The following is a 20,396-nucleotide window of genomic DNA, read 5'->3' as shown; positions in this document are numbered from 1 at the left end:
GCATCGATCAGGTGCACGGCGAAGCGGGCAGCGCCCTGGCCAGCACGCACGCGACATGCAGCGCCTCCGTGTGGGCCCCGTCATGAATCTGATGCCGGCAACTGGTGCCGTCGGCAACCACGATGGCGTTCTCGCTGCGCTGACGGATCGCTGGCAATAACGTCAATTCCGACATGGCACGCGACGTATCGTAGTGCTCGGCCTCGTAACCGAAGCTGCCCGCCATGCCGCAGCATGACGATTCGATCGATGATACCTTCAGGCCCGGCACCCATCCGAGCACGGCCGTGACGGGCGAATAGGCGTCGAACGCCTTCTGATGGCAATGCCCGTGCACCAACGCCTCGCCAATGCCGTCCGGCAGCGCCTGCCATGCCACGTCGAGCCGCCCGCCGGCCTTCTCACGAACCAGAAATTCCTCAAACAGGAACGCATTATCGGCCAACTTGCGGGCGGCATCGCCAAAGCCGTAACCCAGCACCTCGTCGCGCAGCGAGAGCAGGCACGACGGCTCCAGCCCCACGATCGGCACCCCCTGCTCGACGAATGGCATGACCGCATCGAGCAAACGCCGCGCCTCGGCCTTCGCCTCGTCCACCAGCCCGGCAGCGAGAAACGTACGGCCGCAGCACAGTGGCCGCTCGCCCGCACGCCGATTCACATGGACGGTGTACCCGGCCGCTTCGAGCACCTGCTTCGCCGCGCGAGCGTTCTCCGGCTCCATGTAGTTGTTGAACGTGTCGACGAAGAGCAGCACGTCACGCTGCCCGTGCGCCTCGCCGGTCTTCGCCAGCGGTGCCTGAGCGTCGAGGAACGACGCCTTGAGCGCCGGCACCGACCGCTCCAGCGCGAGGCCCAGCCAGCGCTTCGCGGCGTTGCTGCCCGGCAGACGCTGCGCCGCATCCAGCAGCCCGCCCACACGGCTGGCCCACGGCGCGTAGCGCGGCAGATAGGCGATCAGCTTGTCGCGCAGCGACACCCCGTGACGCTTCGCCCGTGCGTGACGCGCCTCGATCTTGAAGCGCGCCATGTCGATCCCCGTCGGGCAATCGCGCTTGCAGCCCTTGCACGAGACGCACAGGTCGAGCGCCGCCTTCACGTCATCGCTCGCGAGCCCCTCCTCGCCCAATTGACCGGAGACGGCCAGACGCAGCGTGTTCGCCCGGCCGCGCGTCACATGCTGCTCGTCGCGCGTCAACCGATAGCTCGGGCACATGGTGCCGGCATCGAACTTGCGGCAGTGCCCGTTGTTGTTGCACATCTCGACGGCCGACGCGAGACCGTGCGTCGCGTCGCTGCCGGTATCCGGCGCAGTTTGCTCGCCGGTGAGCGCATCGCGTTTGACGTTCCACGCCGTCCAGTCGAGCGCGGGCGTGATCGGCTCGGCCGCATACCCCGGCGCGAAGCGAAACAGCTCGCGCGTGTCCATCTTCGGCGGGCGCACCATCTTGTCCGGATTGAAGCGATTCTCCGGATCGAACAATTGCTTGATCTCGCCGAACGCCGCGTTGATCCGCGGGCCGTACTGCCAGGCCACCCACTCGCCGCGGCACAGCCCGTCGCCATGCTCGCCCGAGTACGCGCCCTTGTATTCGCGCACGAGCGCCGCCGCCTCTTCGGCGATCTCGCGCATCTTCACGGCCCCGTCGCGACGCATATCCAGAATCGGGCGCACGTGCAGCGTGCCCACACTCGCGTGGGCGTACCAGGTGCCTTCCGTGCCATGGCGATGGAAGACTTCGGTCAGACGCCGTGTGTACTCCGCGAGATGCTCCAGCGGCACCGCGCAGTCTTCGATGAACGACACGGGCTTGCCGTCGCCCTTCATGCTCATCATGATGTTCAGGCCCGCCTTGCGCACTTCCCAAAGCGCCTTTTGCGGCCCGGCGTCGGGCATCTTCACCACGCTTCCGGGCAAACCGAGATCCCCCATCAAGGTGGCGAGATCGTCGAGCCTTGCACGCAGTGTGGCGGGATCGTCTCCGGCAAACTCCACGAGCAGAATCGCCTGCGGATCGCCGGTGAGCGCCTTCTCGATCACGGGACGGAACGCCGCGTTGTCCATCGCCAGATCGATCATCGTGCGGTCGACCAGTTCTACGGCCACCGGCCCCAGCTTGACGATGTGCTGCGTGAGGTCCATCGCCTGATAGAACGTCGGGAAATTCACCACGCCGAGCGTCTTGTGCGCGGGCAACGGCGCGAGCTTGAGCGTGATCTGACGGCTGTACGCCAGTGTGCCTTCCGAGCCCACCAGCAGATGCGAGAGATTGGCCACACCGTCGTCGGTATACGCACGCGGGTTGAGGCAATCGAACAGATCGAGGTTGTAGCCCGCCACCCGACGCAACACACGCGGCACCCGCTCGCGCAGCTCCGCCTGCTCGCGCACCGCGATCTCGTGAACGCTCGCGAGAAGCGCCTTGGTGCGGGCATCCGCCGGCGGGGTGTTCAGCGAGCCGAAATGCAGTTGCGCGCCGTCGGCCAGAATCGCGTCGATGGAGAGCACGTTGTGCACCATGTTGCCGTACTCGATGGAGCGCGAGCCGCATGAGTTATTGCCCGTCATGCCGCCAATGGTGCACTGTGCGGCCGTCGACACGTCCACCGGAAACCACAGACCGTGCGGCTTGAGCCACGCGTTCAGATGATCGAGCACGATCCCCGGCTCGACGGTGACGGTGCGCGCCTCGGCGTCGAACGCCACCACGCGGTTCAGCCACTTGCTGTTGTCGATGACGAGCGCTTCGCCGATGGTCTGACCGCACTGGCTCGTGCCCGCACCGCGAGCGAGCACCGGTACGTGCTGATCGCGAGCGATGTCGAGCGCGCGAATCAGATCCTCCTGATCGCGCGGCACCACCACACCGATGGGCAATATCTGATAGATCGACGCATCGGTGGCGTAGCGGCCGCGGCTCGCGCGGTCGAAGCGCACGTCGCCGCGCAGTTCGCGGCGCAGACTCGCCTGCAAAGGCGTGAGGGCAACCCCGCCGCGCTGCATCGGCATCAGATGCACCGGCTGGCTGATGAGATTCGCGCGAGTCGTCTCGCGGGCGTTCGATTGGGGATTCATGGCGTTGCTGGCGTTGGGCTGGCCCTACCAAAAGCGGGAAAGGCGGGCCTGCACAGGCAGGCGCGAAGCCTGCCCGGCAGGTGTTTTGCGGGAGATGTTGCCAAGGTAGCCAATGCGGCTTCGTCTCGCCCGATGCCGCGCACGCCGGATTTGCGGCGCACCCGACGCTCAGGCGAGCGTCACGTGCGCGTCAGGCAGGCTGACGCGCGTTGCTCGTGGCGGCATCGCCAGCCAGCGAGAACTTGCTTTCGGGCTGCATACGGAAAGCCAGCACCACACCCACGGCCATCAGAATCATGCTCCCCAGGAACGGCAGTTCCCAGTTCCCCGTGCGGTCGATGAGATACCCCGAGAGCACCGGCGAGATGATCGCCGCCAGCGCCGAACCGGTGTTCATCATGCCGCTGGCCGTGCCCGAGTATTCCGGTGCCACGTCCATCGGGATCGCCCACATCGGGCCAATCGTCATTTCGGCGAAGAAGAAGCCGAACGCCAGGCACGCCATCGACACGTAAAGATGGTGCGTGAACATCATCGGCACGAGCGAAATCAGCGTGAGCAGCATGCACACCGACACCATCCAGCTACGGGCACGCTTCAGGCTGCCGGTGCGCTCGTACAGTTTGTCGGTGACGATCCCGCCAAGCGTATCGCCCACCACACCGGCGAAGAACACGCTCGACGCGAACAGCGCCGACTTCTTCAGGTCGAGGTCATAGCTGTGCAGGAAGTATTGCGGAATCCACGACAGGAAGAGCCACAACGTCCAGCCATAGCAGAAATACACGACCGTGACCGGCATCATGCGCTTGAAGAGCGGGCCCCACGGCACCGACGCGCTCTTCGCCTTCAGTGCCGGCAGCACGGCGAGTTCTTCCGTCGTGATACGCGGGTGATCCTGCGGACGCTCGGTAAACGTGAAGGCCCACAGCACCACCCAGATCAGGCTCACGATACCGCACAGATAGAACGATTCGCGCCAGCCGTGCGTGGCCATGATGAACACCACCACGGCCGGTGCAACGGCATTGCCGATGCGCGACGCCGCGTGCGTGATGCCCTGCGCGAAACCGCGCTTTTCCTTGGGAATCCAGCGCGACATGGCCGAGGTTGCCGCCGGAAACGTCGCCCCTTCGCCAAGACCCAGCAGCAGACGCGCCAGCAACAGCGTGACGAGGCCGCCGGCCATGCCGGTCAGGATCGTCGCCACCGCCCACAATGCGCCACACACCAGCAACGTGCGCTTCGCACCAAAGCGGTCGCTCACCCAACCGCCGATGATTTGAAAGACCAGATAGGGATAAGCAAATGCCGAGAAGACAAGACCGATTTCAGTCTTGGTGAGATTGAACTCCTTGCCGAAACCGGCGGCAGCCGTACTGACGTTGACGCGATCGAGGTAGGTGATGAAATACATGACGCATAGCATCACCAGCACGACCCTTGTCGCTCTGAAAAGCTTCATTGCATGTCTCCTGAAACATCCTGTGAAGCGCACCCGCAGCATGCTGGCAGCGCAAAAGGTGTTGCTGCGTCACGGACTTTTCTGTACTGAAGCCCTGTGACGCGTGAATGACAAGTAAAGCGTTCACTTCAGGGACGTCGCCAACGACTACGACGCAAACGACGACGTCCCTCGTCTCCTGGTAAGGACTACTAACGGCAAGTCAGGCAGCGACCTTGAGCGACGGCGTGTCTTTTGCCTTTGCCAGGTAGTCCATTGCGGCAACGACCCCCGAACCGGCGAGCTTCACGCCGCAGATCTGCAGGCCCATTTCGCAGCCGGCGAGCGTGGCCATGAGCGTGAGGTCGTTGCAGTCGCCCAGATGGCCAATGCGGAACATCGTGCCGCGAATCTTGCCGAGCGCCTGACCGAGCGACATATCGAAGCGTTCGTAGATGCGCTTGCGCACTTCGTCGGCATCCACGCCTTGCGGCATGACCACGCCGGTGAGCACCGGGCTGTACACCGCCGGGTCCTGGCACTGAATCTCCAGCCCCCACGCGTTCACGGCGCGACGCGTCGCTTCGGCCAGACGCTGGTGACGGGCGAATACGTTATCCAGCCCTTCTTCGAGAATCATGTCGAGTGCTTCCGACAGGCCGTACAGCAGGTTCGTGTTCGGCGTGTACGGCCAGTAGCCGTTTTTGTTCGCCTCGATGATTTCCTGCCAGCCCCAGAAGGCGCGCGGCAACTTTGCCTGCTTGCCGGCGTCGAGCGCCTTGGGCGAGACCGCATTGAAGCTGATCCCCGGCGGCAGCATCAGCCCCTTCTGCGAGCCCGAGACAGTGACGTCCACCCCCCATTCGTCGTGACGGTAATCGGCCGAGCCGAGGCCCGAGATCGTGTCGACGAGCAGCAGTGCGGGGTGGCCCGCGGCGTCGATCGCGCGCCGCACGGCCGCAATGTCCGACGTCACACCGGTGGAGGTTTCGTTATGCACCACACACACCGCCTTGATGCCGTGTGCGGTGTCGGCGCGCAAGCGCGCTTCGATCATGTCGGGCTGCACGCCGCGACGCCAGCCGTCGGTGCCCGGCAGACCGATAAACTCCGGCTTCAGGCCGAGGTTCTCGGCCATCTTCTTCCAGAGCGTCGAGAAATGGCCCGTCTCGAACATCAGCACATGATCGCCCGGCGATAGCGTATTCGTGAGCGCAGCTTCCCACGCACCGGTGCCCGAGGCCGGATAGATCACGACCGGCTGCTCCGTCTTGAAAATCTTCTTGATGTCGGCGAGCACCTTGCGACCGAGGGCGCCGAACTCGGGACCACGGTGATCGATCGTCGGATAACTCATGGCGCGCAGAATGCGATCAGGCACCGGGCTCGGGCCAGGGATCTGCAGGAAATGGCGACCCGAGGGGTGGAAATCGAGCTTCAACATGAACGTTTCTCTCCTCTTGAAAAATTCATTTTTGAATTTTGCATTCAAAATACTTTAGCAGAGCCGATGACTTTCGCAAGGGGTGAGAAGCGCTTTTAATACAGTCGTTTACCCTAGAGATACGGATGCCTGATACCGTGCGTTACAATCGCGGCCATACCGCTTGACGATTTTGAATGCAAAAAATGGAAAACACGTCGACGATTGCCGCCCCAGAGATCCCGCGTGTCGAGCGCTTGCGTTTGCACGACACGGTCGTCGAGCATCTGCGCCGCCTCATCATCGAAGGGGTCCTCTCCCCCGGCGTCAAGCTCAACGAGCGTGAGTTGTGCGAGACGCTCGGCATCTCACGCACCCCGCTGCGTGAAGCCTTCAAGGTGCTCGCCGCCGAGGGGCTGATCGAGATCGCGCCGAATCGCGGCGCGAGCGTGGCCCGCATGACGGAGAAGGAAATCCGGGAGATGTTCGAGCTCATGAGTGCGCTCGAAGCATTTTCAGGGGAGTTGGCGGCCGAGCGTATGACAGCCGTGGAACTTGCCGAAATCAAGGCGCTGCATTACGCCATGCTCGCGTGCCGCGCGCAGCAGGATCTGCCAGGCTATTACGCGCGCAATCAGGCCATTCACGACCGGATCAACGAAGCGGCGCGCAATGGAGCGCTGCGTCAGACTTACGTGTCGATCAACCGTCGTCTGATGGCGCTGCGCTTTCGCTCGAACTTCCATGCAGACAAATGGGATCGCGCCATCAACGAGCACGAGCAGATGATCGACGCACTCGAAAAGCACGACGGCAAGCGCCTGGGCGAGATCCTGCGCAAGCACCTGCTGGCCAAACGCGACGCCGTTCTGCAAATCCACGCCGAACCGGCAGGCGATGCGCCCAACAACTGACCCGGCACAATGACAAACGGCACGCGAGTGCGATCACTCTGCGTGCCGTTGTCCTGATTGCGCCCAGTGGCGCAGGCCGAGCCCGGCCCGTGTTCTCTTACAGACGACGTTCTGCCGCTTCCAGCGCGCGACGGGCGAGCACGGCGGGCGATTCCAGCACTTCCCCCGCCAACCGCGCAACGAGCGCCGCGACGTTACGACCGTATTGCTTGCCTGCGATCACATCGGCCGGGTCGAGCGCGTAAGCCGCATCGACTTCTGCACCCAGGGCCGTGACCGCCGGGAAATCACCCGCGTGACGCGTGCTGCTCGATCCACGCGGCGCGAAATCCGATTCGTCGGCATCGGCGTCGGCCCACACCATGCCATGCTGCGCAGCGAGGGCGGCAAAGTAATCCAGCGTATTGCGCTTGTCGTCGGTCGAGCGGCAACTGAACGAGAATCCGCCCGCCACCTTGCTGCGCCAGCTACGTGCGCGCCACATACCGGTGGTGGCGTCGGCGAAGGCCTTGAACGCGGCGGCAATGCCGCCCTGGAATGCCGGGGCGCCGAAGATGATGGCGTCGGCAGCGGCCAGACGCGACAGCATGGCTTCGTCATGCCATTGCCCGTCGATGAGCTGGTGCGGCTCGATGCTGAGCAATTGTGCGTGCGCGCCAGCATCATTCACACCCTGGGCGACGGAATGGGCAATCATGGCGGTTGCGCCGCCCTGCGAGTAATAAACGATTGCGATATTGGACATGGCGTAGTGCTTCCCTATTGGATGTCCGCCCCATGGCACCGCCGGGATCGCGCTTCCCTACGCTTCCTCTGGCTTGTCTGGACATCAGTCAAGGCCAAATGATGCCAGTGATAACCCCTAGGGAATAGCCCGCATAAATGAACATGACTGTTCCGCCAAAGATAACAATCCGATGGCTGCACTACGCTGTCGATCGGCTAACGCGTAGCTGACCGAAAGATGACACCAGGCTGGCGGCATTGCTGCGCGGCCTGAACGCTCTCGAGAGGGTTGGCGCAAACCTCTGGCGAAGTCACCGGGCGCAATGCCCCGGCCGATGGCCGTCAACGCTCAAGTCCCTGCGCCGGGCAAGGGGAAAATTTGGGAAGTGTCTGATGCCTGGGTGCTACACAGTATGCCCGCCGTTGCCAACAGTTCCGTGAAATTGCGGTGAGCGGGATTCAACGGTGCAACAACGGGGCGTCCTCACTTAACGCCGCGCCGGCGCCCCAAGTCGTACGGACAACTGATCGGCCAGCTCACGCATCTGGCGGCCGATACGTTGCCCCGTCTGCACATCGATCTCATTGGTCAGGAAACTGACGGCGAGGCCCGCCACCGCGCGCTCGCCGCTCGCGTCGAACACCGGCGCGCCGAAGCAGATCATGCCTTCGCGCATCTGGCCGTTGTCGATCGAATAGCCGTCGCGACGCACCTGCGCCATTTCTTCAGCCAACGCGGCGTAGGTGCCGACGCTCGCTCGCGTGAGCGGCACAGGCCAAACTCCAGCAAGCATATCGGCGGCTTCGCCCGGCGGCAGCGTCGAGAGCATGGCCTTGCCGGTCGCCGTATAGGGCGCGGGCAATCGCATGCCGATACGAAACGTCACGCCCAGCGGGCGGTTGCCGTTGTGGCACGCGAGATAGATCACCTCGGCGCCATCGAGCACGGAGAGCGTCACCGTCTCCTGTGCGAACGCACGCGAAGCCTCCCAGACCGCCCGGAACTCCTCGGTGATATGGGTCTGCGACAGGAAAGCGTTCGCCCATCCCATCACATACGACCCCATCGTCATGCCGCCGTTGGCGTGGCGCTTCACGAGACGCAGCTTGACCAGCGTGTCGCACAGCCCGTGCAGCGTGCTCTTGGGCACACCGGTCTCGCGCGCCAGATCGGCCAGCGCGACCGGCTCCGACGACGCCGCAATCACATCGAGGATGTGCACGGCACGCACCACGGCGGGCGCGGTGGTCTTGAGCGGCTCATCGGCATTGGCGGCATTGGCAGCGCCAGCGGCAAGAGAAGCGTTGGCAGGCAGGTCGAGTTTGCGCTTTGGCATGAATCGGAAATCGGCGTCGGAATCGAGAGGATAGAGGGAATGGCGGCCAATGGCATCGGATTGCAGCGGATCGCAACGAATGACGGGGCCACGCCGCCAGCATGGTACGGGCAAGTCATTCTCGTTCCGCCCTAGGAAAACCCCTTAGTTGCGCCCGAAACGTTCAATACGTAGAATCACATTCAATACATAGAATATCGTTCAATAGATAGAACGGCAAGCAACAATCGAGACACTGCCGCGCCCTCTGCGCGAATCGCCCTACTTGAAAAGCCGGCGACCCCGGCCAACTGCCATGCAACTCAAAGACACCCATCTCCTCAAGACACTCGCCTGGGTCGACGGTCAATGGATCGCGGCCGACAGCGGCAAGACTTTCGACGTGCTCGACCCGGCCACTGGCGAAGTGCTGGCCAGGGTGCCGGAACTCGGCGCGGAAGAAACCACGCGCGCCGTGGCCGCCGCCGAAGCCGCCCAGAAGCCGTGGGCCGCACGCACCGGCAAGGAGCGCGCCGCCGTGCTGCGCCGCTGGTTCGACCTGATGATCGCGAACACCGACGATCTCGCGTACCTGATGACTCGCGAGCAAGGCAAGCCGCTGTCCGAAGCCCGCGGCGAAATCGCTTACGCCGCCAGCTTCATCGAATGGTTTGCGGAAGAAGCCAAGCGGGTAGACGGCGATGTGCTCGCCACGCCTGCGTCCGACAAGCGTCTCGTCACGCTCAAGCAACCGGTCGGGGTTTGCGCGGCCATCACGCCGTGGAATTTCCCGGCCGCGATGATCACCCGCAAGGTCGCCCCGGCGCTCGCCGCAGGCTGCGCCATCGTGGTCAAGCCCTCCGAGCTCACCCCGCTGTCGGCCTTCGCGCTCGCCGAACTGGCCCACCGCGCCGGGATTCCTGGCGGCGTGTTCCAGGTCGTGACGGGCGACGCCCGCGCGGTGGGCGGTGTGCTGACCTCGCATCCGAGCGTGCGCAAGCTGTCCTTTACCGGCTCGACCGGCGTGGGCCGTCTGCTCATGTCGCAGTGCGCGCCGACGCTCAAGCGCTTGTCGCTGGAATTGGGCGGCAACGCCCCGTTCATCGTGTTCGACGACGCGGACCTCGACGCCGCCGTCGAAGGCGCCATCGCCGCGAAGTACCGCAACGGCGGCCAGACGTGCGTTTGCGCAAACCGCTTCTATATCCAGGACGGCATCTACGACGCCTTCGCCGAGAAGTTCGCCACGCGCGTTGCGGAAATGAAGGTTGGCAACGGTCTGGAAGACGGCGTGGTCATCGGCCCGCTGATCGAAGGCAAGGCCGTCGACAAGGTCGTGACGCTGGTCGAAGACGCCAAGGCGCGCGGCGCACGCGTGCTCGTGGGCGGCGCCACACATGCGCTGGGCGGCACCTACTACGCACCGACCGTGATCGCCGACGCCACCGCGCAAATGCGCGTGGCCCGCGAAGAAATCTTCGGCCCGGTCGCCCCGCTCTTCCGTTTCACGCGCGACATCGACGCCATCGCACTCGCGAACGACACCGAATTTGGCCTCGCGGCCTATTTGTATACGCGCGACATCGCGCGCGCATGGCGTACGGCGGAAGCGCTCGAGTACGGCATGGTGGGCCTGAACACCGGCCTGATCTCGAACGAAGTCGCGCCGTTCGGCGGCATCAAGCAATCGGGCATGGGCCGTGAAGGCTCGCGTTATGGCATCGAGGAATACCTCGAAATGAAGTATCTGTGCCTGCAAGTGTGAGGTAGGTGGCCTGCCATGGCAGCGCCGTGCAGGCCCAGTCACCGCACCGGGGCACCAGACTCCGCACATTCATAAATCGACAAACAAGTCGCAACACCACCAAAGGAAACCAGTATGAAGCGCGTTATCCAGCGCGGCATGAAGCCGCTCGCTCTCGCACTTGCGGCCGGCGCCGCCATCGCCTCGGTTGCCACCACGGCACATGCCGACGCAAAGCCGATCAAGATCGGCATCGTGACATTCATGTCGGGTGCAGCAGCCGGCCCGTTCGGCGTGCCCGCCAAGAATGCCGCCGAAATCACGGCGGCCGAACTCAACGCCGGCAAGGTGCCCGCTCCGTATGCCACGAAGGGCTTCGGCGGCGCACTGATCGAACTCGTCTATATCGACGAAGCGGGCAGCACGAGCAAGCAGGTCAGCGAGTACCGCAACCTGCTCAATCAGGGCGTGGACTATGTCGTCGGCTACACGTCTTCGGGCAACTGCCTGGCGATTGCACCGGTCGCCGAAGAGATGAAGAAGGTCACGCTGTTCTTCGATTGCGGCACGCCGCGCGTGTTCGAAGACGCGAGCTTCAAGTACGTCTTCCGCCCAGTCGCCACGGCCACGATGGACAACGTGGGTGCCGCGCGTTACGTCGCCGAGCGCAAGCCGGATCTGCAAACGTACGCCGGTATCAACCAGAACTACGCCTGGGGGCAGGACGCCTGGGCCGACTTCGAAGGCACGCTCAAGGCGCTCAAGCCGAACGCCAGGGCGGTCAGCTCGCAAATGCCGCAATTGGGCGCCGGTCAGTACAACGCCGGCATTTCGAGCCTGCTCGCCGCGCACCCGGACGTGCTGCATTCGAGCTTCTGGGGCGGCGATCTGGAAGGCCTCGTGGTGCAAGCCGGCCCGCGCGATCTGTTCAAGAAGTCGCTCACGGTGCTGACCGCCGGTGAGACGGCCACGCATGGCAAAACGCGTCTGCCGGACGGCGTGATCATCGGCGCACGCGGCATGTACGGCATGTTCGCGCCGGACAACGCGCTCAACCGCTGGCTGCGCACCGCTTACAGCGCCAAGTTCAACGACACCCCGAGCTACCCGTCATACAAGATGAACCAGAGCATTCTCGCGCTCAAGGCGGCCTACGAGAAGGCGCAAGCGGCTAATGGCGGCAAGCCGCCCACGCCCGAGCAGGTCATCGCCTCGTTCGAGCACCTCGCCTTCAACGCCCCGGCCGGCAAGATCGGCCTGACGCTGGGCAAAGGTCACCAGGCCGCGCAAGGCACCGCGTTCGGCATCGTGAAAAACGTGAACGGCAAAGTGACCGTGACCGACGTGAAGCAGTACTCGATCGCGGAAGTCACCCCGCCGGAAGGCGTGAAGTCGGCCGACTGGATCAAGGGCGGCCTGAAGCACTAATCACCAAAGCGCACTGAAGCGTCTGGTTCGGGAGGACGCACGTCACAACGTCGTCCTCCTCGCAATAAAGCGGTACCCGCAAAGCTGGCGTGGCACACACGCAAGGCATGGCCAACGCCGTGCCGCCCGCCGCTTTGCGTTCCAAGGAGAATGCGAGATGTCGCAGATCTACGCCGTCCTGGTGGACGGGGTGATGTACGCCGCGTGGCTGTTCCTGGTTGCTCTGGGGCTGACCCTCGTCTACGGCGTGCTCAAAATCTTGAACATGGCGCACGGCAGCCTGTACGCGTTGGGCGCGTACGCTGGTGTGACGCTGATCGGCCCGTGGGTTGCCCAGGGCGGCAATCTTTACGTGAGCTATCTGTTGCTCGTGCTTGCGGCCATCGTCGCAGGCGGGGCCATCGGCTTCGTCATGGAGCGCGGCGTTCTCAAGCGCTTCTACGGGCAAGACCCGGTGGTGCTGTTGCTCGTCACATATGCGCTCTTTCTCATCATGGAAGACGCGATCAAGCTGGTCTGGGGCGTCGATCCGTACTCGGTATCGGAGCCGTACAGCTTCCTCGGCAACTTCGAGCTGGGCGATCTCTCGTACCCGAACTACAACTTCCTGATCGTGGGCGTGGCGCTGGTGGCCGGTATCGGCCTGACGGCGTTTCTGAAGTTCACGCGCAGCGGCCGTCTGCTGCGCGCGGTGATTCACGATCGTGAAGTCAGTCAGGCGATGGGCATTCGCGTGAGCCGCTACTTCGTGGTGACGTTCATGGCCGGTGCCGTGCTCGCGGCCATTGGCGGCGCGCTCACCGCACCGACGGTGTCGGTCGCCCCCGGCATGGGTGTGGAGATCGTGGTGCTGACGTTCGCCGTGGTGGTGATCGGCGGGCTCGGCTCGCTGCCCGGTGCGGCGTTCGGCGCGTTGCTCGTGGGTCTGGTGCGCGCGAGCGCCGTGCATTACTGGCCGCAAGGCGAGCTCTTCTCCATTTACATCGTCATGGCGCTGGTGCTGGCTGTGCGTCCGAAAGGCATCTTCGCTGCGCTGGAGGCTCGCAAGATATGAATTCCGCAATCTGTTCCCATCTGCGCGCGCCCGGCACGTGGCTCGCGGCAATCGGCTTCGTTGCGATCGGCGCGGCAGGGCTCGCGCTGCCGCAATGGCAATTTCTGGTGTCGGTGGCGCTGTCGAAAGGCATCGTCGCCCTGGGTCTGGCGTTGTTGTTGCGCACAGGGCTCGCGTCGTTCGGGCAGGCGTTGTTCTTCGCGGTCGGTGCGTATTGCGTTGGCCTCGGCATGAACTATTACGGCCTGACGGAGCTCTTCGCCCTACTCGCGGTGTCGACGATCGTCTCGGCGGCCCTCGCGTTCGTGCTGGGCTTTCTGCTCGCGCGCTATCGCGACATCTTCTTCGCCATGCTCACGCTGGCGCTGTCGATGATCTGCTACGGCCTGCTGCTCAATAACGTCGAACTCGGCGGCAGCGACGGCTTCAACGTCAACGCGCCCACGCTCGGCAGCAGCGCCCAGCCGTGGCAACTCACCGGCACGAACCTGTTCGCCGTGGGCTTCATCGCGGCGATCGTCTGTGTGATGGCGGTCGCGCTCTACATGCGCTCGATGCCCGGCCGCCTCGGCCCCGCAATCAAGGACAACGAGATCCGCGTGGAGTATCTGGGCACGTCGGCACGCACGAACATTCATCTGACGTACGTGATCGCGGGCGCGCTCGCCGGTCTGGGCGGCGCGTTGCAGGCGTTCAACATCGGTCACATCGATCCGGACATGGCGTTCTGGACGACCTCGGGCGAGTTCGTCTTCATCGCCGTGCTCTCGGGCACACGTTTCGCGTTTTCGCCGTTTATCGGGGCGTTGTTGCTGGAAGTGGCGCGCGCCATAGCGTATCGCTACGCACCGAACACGTGGCAGATCGTGATGGGCGCGATCATGCTCGCGATCATCGCTTTCCTGCCGGGCGGTCTGACGAGTCTGGGGTTGGGGCGTCGCAAGGCGGCAACCGGCCATCCCACCACGTCGACCGCGCAGACCGCCACCGCCTCGGGCGACGCCGCATAAGGGGCACAAAGATGGCATCGACACACATCATTGAGGCCACGGGCCTGTACAAGACCTTCGGGAGCGTCACGCCCGCGAAGGACATCACGGTCAACATCGACGCGCAGAGCGTGGTCGGCCTGATCGGCACGAACGGTGCGGGCAAGACAACGTTCGTCAACATGCTCACGGGCTACATCAAGCCGGATCGCGGCGAGATCGTGTTCCGCGGCAAGCGCATCACGGGCCTCGCGCCGCGCAAGATTACACGTCTGGGCATTGCGCGATCGTTCCAGATTCCGCAGCTCTTCGGCTCACAGACCGCGCGCGAGAACATCGAGATCGCGCTGGCGATTTCGGGGTTGTCCGCCGACCTGGCGAACGAGAGTCTGGCGCGTCTGGGCGTATTGGAGTTTGCGGACATGATGTCGGGCACGTTGCCCGAAGGCGTGCGCAAGCTGCTCGATATTGCGCTCGCGATGGTCTGCAAGCCGGAGGTGCTGCTGCTCGACGAGCCGACCTCGGGCGTGGCCGCCGAAGAGAAGTTCGACGTGATGAACCGCGTGCTGGACGCCGCCCGTGCGCTGGGCATCACGGTGCTGTTCGTCGAGCACGATATGGAGATCGTGCGCCGCTACAGCGACCGCGTGCTGGCGTTCTGCGACGGCCGCATTCTGGCCGACGGCACACCCGACGTGGTGCTGGCCGACGCGCAGGTGCGCGAGTTGATCATTGGCGAGACGGTGACGGCAGTGCCTGCCACCGAAGGTACGGCGAGCGAGGTGGCCCATGCTTGAAGTCGGAAATCTGAATGTGCGCTTCGGCGCGACGGACATTCTTCGCGGGGTGCAGTTCTCAGTGCCCAAAGGGGCGATTGTCGGTCTGATCGGGCGAAACGGCGCAGGCAAGACGACGACGCTGCGCGCGATCATGGGACTGGTCAAGCCGAACGGCGGCACGCTGTCATTCGACGGCGTCGATCTGGTGCGCGCGCCCTCGCATGAGCGCACGTCGCTGGGCATCGGTTACGCGCCCGAGGATCGTCGTCTGATTCCGGACATGACGGTGGAAGAAAACCTGTGCGTGCCGGCGTGGGCGCTCAAGGCGAAGGACGTGCAGACGCGTCTGGACAAGGTCTATCGCATCATTCCGGAGGCCCGCGAGTGGGCGCCGCGTCGTGCCTTGCAATTGTCGGGGGGCCAGCAGAAACTGGTGGCCGTCGGACGCGCGCTGATGACCAGCTCGCGCCTGCTGATGCTCGACGAACCGTTCGAAGGCGTGGCCCCGGCACTCTCGAAGCGCATTGCCGAGGTGATCGGTCAGATGCGCGGCGAAGGCCTCGCGGTGATTCTCTCCGGTGCCGATTTGCAGCACGCAGGCGCCGTGCTCGATAACGTCTACCGAATCGATCGCGGCCAGATGGTCGCGTAGGTCATAACGCATAGATCCGAACAGGTCTCAAGAGGAAAGCGATCATGAACGCATTTCGTTTCCAGACGGTCCCTACCGTCGTCGTGGAATTTGGTGCAGCGCGCCGTCTGGGTGCGCTGCTGCGCGAGCAGTTTCCGGCAGGCAAGCGTCTGTGTGTCGTCACGGACGGCTTTTTGCACAAGAGCGGTTTGCTCGCACCGGCATTGGCCGATCTGGCCAAGCATGACTGGCAGGTATCGGTGATCGACGACGTGATCGCCGACCCGCCCGAGCATGTGGTGCTCGAAGCGGCCGAGCGCGCGCGAGCCGCCGACGCGGAGATCGTGCTGGGTCTGGGCGGCGGTTCGTCGATGGACGTGGCGAAGCTGCTCGCCGTGTTATTGCCTGGCACGCAGTCTCTCAAAGACATGTACGGCGTCAAGAAGGTGACGGGCGCGCGCCTGCCGCTGGTGCAGATGCCGACGACGGCCGGCACGGGGTCGGAAGTGACGGCGGTGTCGATCGTTACCACAGGCGAAACGACGAAGATGGGCGTGGTCTCGCCGCAGCTTTACGCGGACCTCGCTATTCTGGATGCCGAACTCACGCTCGGTCTGCCGCGTGCCGCGACGGCCGCCACCGGTATCGATGCGATGGTGCACGCCATCGAGGCCTACACGTCCGCGCATCTGAAGAACCCGATCTCGGACACGCTTGCCGTGAAGGCGCTGGCGTTGCTGTCGCGCAATCTGCTGCCAGCCTGCCAGGACGGCAGCAACCGTGAAGCGCGCGAAGCCATGCTCGTGGGTGCGATGTTTGCCGGTCAGTCGTTTGCGAACTCGCCGGTCGCCGCCGTCCATGCGCTCGCCTACCCGATCGGCGGCATCTTTCATGTGGCGCACGGTCTGTCGAACGCGCTGGTGCTCTCGCACGTCATGCGCTTCAATGCGCCCGCCGCCAGCAAGCTGTACGCGGAACTGGCCGACGTCGTTCTGCCGGTAAAGGCCTCGGGCAGCGATGAAGCGAAGACAGATGCGCTCATCCGCCACATTGAATCGGTTATCGTCGACACCGCCATCCCGCGCACGCTGCGCGAAGTGGGCGTCAAGCAGGACGACATTGCCCGCATGGCCAGCGACGCCATGCTTCAGACCCGTCTTCTCGTGAACAACCCGCGCGAAGTGACCCAAGCCGATGCTTACGCGATATACAGCGCCGCGTTCTGACGCGACGCACTGCGCTCCGGCTCGCGCCCCGCAGGACCGGGGTGCGTCGCCAATGCGTTGAAGTACGCACTCAATAACCGACCGTTGGTCGGTTTTTTGTTACACGGCGCGGCCGGATTTACTCCTTGCCTCACCCATCACTTTTAAATAAGTTTGTAATGAAAAAAAATGGAAAGAACCAAAAAGTATCTGGTATTTATTGAGAATAAAAAATCATAGAACTGCGCACACAACGACAGCAGAATCATAGAGAATTTCGGCACTCGAAATTTGACTATAGTTCATCTGTCAAAACAAACAAATTCGTTAAAACCATATACGTCCCGATTTCAGATATTTTCGATGCAAACATTGCAGTTGCTGCACTCGATTGATATTCTTCTCTGCATCGGGACGCTGTTTTCAGTTCATCAGAGGTGCGATTGATCACCCGGTTTCGATACGAAGCTTGGTTATATTGCATTGCCACGGCGTGCGAATCGATTGTCAACGTCAGCGACACCATCCAGATAGTAATTCCATTTACGATTCCGATGCTTGAGCATGTTGTTATGGGGCCGCACGACCGATCGTCGTGCCGGGTACATGCGCGCATTCGAATCGTGGTGTCGCTGTAAATCGATGTTCTGCACGATCATCTGAGTCGTCTCCTCCCCTGGAGGCATCATGTCTACTTTGATGCATCTGCTCGAATCGATTCATGACGAATGCCATGACATCGGCGATGCGCAACAGCTTTTTCAGCGCATCGATGCGTTCGCGAAACGCATCGGATTCGAGTATTGCTGCTATGGTTTTCGTAGCCCGCGAAGTGCCACACAATCGGAAGTGCGCGTATTCGACACCTACCCCTCGGGCTGGATGGCGCATTACACAGCGCGCGGGTTCCTCACGGTCGATCCGACCGTCACGATGGGCACGCATAGCGATCAGTTGCTGCTATGGCGCGACGCGTCATTGCCGAGCGCCGATGCGTTTTGGCGAGAGGCGGCAGACTTCGGCCTCAATCACGGCGCCGGTCGATCGAGCTGGGGTCCCCATGGCGAGTTCGGCATTCTGAGCTTCGGCCGCACGCACGACGCACTCTCCCCGGCGGAAGCGAATTCGCTGCGCGGCGGCATGGGGGTCCTCTCGAACTACACGCACGAACTGATGAGTCGTCTGCTGCGGCCGGCACGTCCGGTGTTCGACGTCGATTCGCTATCGACCCGCGAACAGGAAGTCCTGCTATGGACCGCCGAAGGCAAGACCGCAGACGAGATCGGCGACATCCTTGGCATCTCGACCCGCACGGTGAACTTCCATATCCGGAATTGCCTCGAGAAGACGGGGTGCCGCAACAAGGTGCAGAGTGCGATCCGCATGGTGATGTGGCGCTAGGGCTGCGCGGGGGCGCTAGGCGAGGTTGAGCGCCGCCAGGGTGACGGTGTCGATGTCGATCCGGTAGGCCGCCACCCAGCGCCCCTCAAGGCGAAGCGCTGTGCCGAGTTGGTGTGTCTGTACGCCCAGCCTGCGGAACAGCCGCGCGAGGCTGACGTACGTCACACCGATGAGGCGTTTCGCGCCCAACGCCCGCGCCGCAAATACCGCAGCGCGCAACAACTCGCGCGCCCCATCGCATTGGCCTTCCTGTCGGTGCTGCCCCGGCGCTTTCGTGCCGGCAGACTCCCACGCAAATCGCGACAACTCCCATACCGGGCCCACTGCGCCACGCTCTGCACTCTCCCCCGTTATCACGATTCCGGTCTCCGGCGACGCCCAATCTTCGTCTCGTCCCACGGCCGCCGGCAGATCGTCGACGAGATGGCGGAAATGATCGACGAGCAAGTATCGACGGGTCGCGGGTAGCAAGCGCGCACATCCGACGATGGCGTCGGCGTCTCCGCGAAGTGTTACGTACACCGTATCGTCCTGGTCATACTCGTCCGTTTCCTCACCTTCGCGATGCGTGGCGCCGCCGGGTGAATCCGACATATGCCAGCCCAGCTTCTGCACGAAGATCCTGTGGCGAAAATGCGTAAGCTCGGCTCGCGCCGACGGCATCATCTGAGCGCCCCGCACAATATCGACTCGCATCGCTTGCCTCCATCGACTTCATGAAGGCAGCGTATCGACGCATATCTCGGGCGAAAACTGTCAACGTTGACAGGTAGCGCATGCGGTTTGCCAGCCGTGCAGGACCTTGCGTTCCTACCACGCCGGGTCGGGTCTTCCATCCCCCGGTATGGCAAGCACGGCGCCCGGTTGCAGGGCACCGGTCTGATCCAGCGGGTTGTAGGAAAACATGCTCCCCGGCGGTTGGGTCAGATTGACGGACAGTACCGGCATGAAACGACCGGTTGTTGCCATGTAGTCCTGCTGAATGTACAGGGCGCCGGCCTTCGCGTCGGACGTGGGGTAAAAGAGCGCCTCGAGCGAGATCTCGGTGGGGATGTTCTGTGGCCAGCTCGCAATAATGACTTCGTTATGACCGCTGAACAGCGTTTGCCGCAGCTCGACAAGGACACCGAACTGCGCAATTGTCGGCGAAAGCCCGCAAGCCGAAGCCGGCGACGCCCCGTAGGCGCTCCGCCATTGCGCCGCCGTGTTAATGCCGCGAGCATCGCAAAGCCGATAGTCGGCGCCGGTGTTGCAACTGTCCGCGCGGGACGACGTCGAGGCGTTCAGGGGAAACGCGCAGCGCCACTCAAGCGGATGCGCCGCCGGCGCTTGCAGCTCGCGCATGATGACACCGGGCCCTCCGGTGATGGTGGTCGTCAACTTCATGTCGCTGCGGGCATACGAAAAGGACACGCCGTTGCGACTCACGGAATTATCACTAGGGTTCCATGAATGGAAAGTGGTGCCGTACCCCGTGATACGAATCAAGACGCCCGAACAGTTGTAGCCCGGCGTATTGCCGGGACACGTCATGCGTGTATCGAGGTAGCGCGCTTCGAGATCCTTGATAACGGCATAACCCCATTCGAGTTGATCTCGCTCGTCGAAGCCGAACACCGTTGCCGCCCCGTTACCGAGCGAAGCCTTGAGGATCGGCACCCAGATGCGGGTGGCGTCGAAGTATTGCAGTTGATAGCGCAACGCTTGCGCCAGTTGCCCGCCGTGGGCGACGTCGTAATACACCGCCTGCACCGCCAGCGCACTCGGTGCGTTTTCCTGCCAGAGATTCACGCCGACGGCCTGCGGGTCTCCCGGACACGGGGGCAGAGTCTGCCCCAGCGGCGCGCGCCCGCACATCAATTCATAGGGCTGACCGGCGCTGGCCGCTGCGGGCCGGTCGGTCATCACGAACCCGACGGAGTCCGGCGGGTTCGCGCCCGGCTGATCGATGCGCAAGTAGCTCAACGTGGCGTAACCCGCCGCGACATCGTCCGGGCCAAGACGCCAGAAATTGCCGCTGTTGTCGCCGCGTGGCGCGGTGCGGATCAAGACGCCCGAACATTCGAACGCCGGACTGCCGACAAAGCACTTCGAAGGCGTTGCCCGGTAGCGTTGATTGATCAGATAGGCGGTATCCGCGCCGGACAACGCATGGGCCGGCAAAGCCAGCAAGGTCAGCCATACGACCGCAAGGCCCGCGACGGCCACTTTGAGAATGCGATGCAAGCTCATGCGTCACCTCGCCGAGAGATACAAACGCTGCGCG

16 protein-coding genes are annotated in these 20,396 nt (G+C 63.4%); 9 read left to right on the top strand and 7 right to left on the bottom strand.

The features are described 5' to 3' along the window. Positions 1-7: 7 nt before the first annotated feature. From ACIPHM_RS15220 to ACIPHM_RS15210, 3 genes are all read right to left on the bottom strand, one after another. On the bottom strand, positions 8-3,076 hold the full coding sequence (locus ACIPHM_RS15220) for an FAD-binding and (Fe-S)-binding domain-containing protein (protein ID WP_400329537.1): 3,069 nt from the start codon (positions 3,074-3,076) through the stop codon (positions 8-10). Between the two features lie 190 nt (positions 3,077-3,266). Next, on the bottom strand, positions 3,267-4,541 hold the full coding sequence (locus tag ACIPHM_RS15215; RefSeq protein WP_400329535.1) for an MFS transporter: 1,275 nt from the start codon (positions 4,539-4,541) through the stop codon (positions 3,267-3,269). A gap of 202 nt (positions 4,542-4,743) precedes the next feature. Continuing rightward, positions 4,744-5,964 (bottom strand): pyridoxal-phosphate-dependent aminotransferase family protein, encoded by a 1,221-nt coding sequence (locus ACIPHM_RS15210; protein ID WP_400329532.1) that lies wholly within the window; start codon positions 5,962-5,964, stop codon positions 4,744-4,746. Between the two features lie 176 nt (positions 5,965-6,140). Between ACIPHM_RS15210 and ACIPHM_RS15205 the strand changes: the two genes are divergently transcribed. Then, positions 6,141-6,857, top strand: coding sequence for a GntR family transcriptional regulator (locus ACIPHM_RS15205; RefSeq protein WP_400329529.1), 717 nt, complete (start codon positions 6,141-6,143; stop codon positions 6,855-6,857). A gap of 97 nt (positions 6,858-6,954) precedes the next feature. Here ACIPHM_RS15205 and ACIPHM_RS15200 read toward each other — a convergent pair whose 3' ends face one another. After that, positions 6,955-7,602: a flavodoxin family protein gene (locus ACIPHM_RS15200; RefSeq protein WP_400329526.1), complete on the bottom strand. Its 648-nt coding sequence runs from the start codon at positions 7,600-7,602 to the stop codon at positions 6,955-6,957. A gap of 469 nt (positions 7,603-8,071) precedes the next feature. Beyond that, entirely contained in the window at positions 8,072-8,920 is an 849-nt protein-coding gene (locus ACIPHM_RS15195) for an IclR family transcriptional regulator (RefSeq protein WP_400329523.1), read from the bottom strand. Between the two features lie 295 nt (positions 8,921-9,215). Between ACIPHM_RS15195 and ACIPHM_RS15190 the strand changes: the two genes are divergently transcribed. From ACIPHM_RS15190 to ACIPHM_RS15155, 8 genes are all read left to right on the top strand, one after another. Further along, a complete protein-coding gene (locus ACIPHM_RS15190) occupies positions 9,216-10,664 on the top strand; it encodes an NAD-dependent succinate-semialdehyde dehydrogenase (protein WP_400329520.1) in 1,449 nt (482 codons plus the stop codon). 114 nt (positions 10,665-10,778) lie between these two features. After that, positions 10,779-12,071, top strand: coding sequence for an ABC transporter substrate-binding protein (locus ACIPHM_RS15185; RefSeq protein WP_400329518.1), 1,293 nt, complete (start codon positions 10,779-10,781; stop codon positions 12,069-12,071). Positions 12,072-12,228: 157 nt separating this feature from the next. Further along, positions 12,229-13,125 carry a branched-chain amino acid ABC transporter permease gene (locus ACIPHM_RS15180; RefSeq protein WP_400329515.1) on the top strand — a complete coding sequence of 299 codons (897 nt, stop codon included), beginning with the start codon at positions 12,229-12,231 and terminating at the stop codon, positions 13,123-13,125. Then, positions 13,122-14,135, top strand: coding sequence for a branched-chain amino acid ABC transporter permease (locus ACIPHM_RS15175; RefSeq protein WP_400329512.1), 1,014 nt, complete (start codon positions 13,122-13,124; stop codon positions 14,133-14,135). Before ACIPHM_RS15180 ends, ACIPHM_RS15175 begins: the two co-directional genes overlap by 4 nt. An 11-nt stretch (positions 14,136-14,146) precedes the next feature. Beyond that, a complete protein-coding gene (locus tag ACIPHM_RS15170) occupies positions 14,147-14,911 on the top strand; it encodes an ABC transporter ATP-binding protein (RefSeq protein WP_400329509.1) in 765 nt (254 codons plus the stop codon). Continuing rightward, on the top strand, positions 14,904-15,545 hold the full coding sequence (locus tag ACIPHM_RS15165; RefSeq protein WP_400329507.1) for an ABC transporter ATP-binding protein: 642 nt from the start codon (positions 14,904-14,906) through the stop codon (positions 15,543-15,545). Before ACIPHM_RS15170 ends, ACIPHM_RS15165 begins: the two co-directional genes overlap by 8 nt. A 44-nt stretch (positions 15,546-15,589) precedes the next feature. Next, the gene (locus ACIPHM_RS15160; protein WP_400329504.1) at positions 15,590-16,750 is read left to right on the top strand and encodes an iron-containing alcohol dehydrogenase; all 1,161 of its coding nucleotides are present in this window, start codon (positions 15,590-15,592) and stop codon (positions 16,748-16,750) included. 666 nt (positions 16,751-17,416) lie between these two features. Next, positions 17,417-18,130 (top strand): autoinducer binding domain-containing protein, encoded by a 714-nt coding sequence (locus ACIPHM_RS15155; protein WP_400329501.1) that lies wholly within the window; start codon positions 17,417-17,419, stop codon positions 18,128-18,130. A gap of 15 nt (positions 18,131-18,145) precedes the next feature. Here the strand turns inward: ACIPHM_RS15155 and ACIPHM_RS15150 are convergent, their stop codons facing one another. After that, positions 18,146-18,826 carry an acyl-homoserine-lactone synthase gene (locus tag ACIPHM_RS15150; RefSeq protein ID WP_400329498.1) on the bottom strand — a complete coding sequence of 227 codons (681 nt, stop codon included), beginning with the start codon at positions 18,824-18,826 and terminating at the stop codon, positions 18,146-18,148. A 114-nt stretch (positions 18,827-18,940) separates the two neighbouring features. After that, the gene (locus ACIPHM_RS15145; RefSeq protein ID WP_400329495.1) at positions 18,941-20,362 is read right to left on the bottom strand and encodes a hypothetical protein; all 1,422 of its coding nucleotides are present in this window, start codon (positions 20,360-20,362) and stop codon (positions 18,941-18,943) included. Between the last annotated feature and the right edge of the window lie 34 nt (positions 20,363-20,396).

The organism is Pandoraea sp. NPDC087047, from assembly GCF_044745225.1.
In the GTDB taxonomy this organism is placed as follows: Bacteria; Pseudomonadota; Gammaproteobacteria; order Burkholderiales; family Burkholderiaceae; genus Pandoraea.
This window is presented reverse-complemented; position numbering and strand designations above follow the sequence as displayed.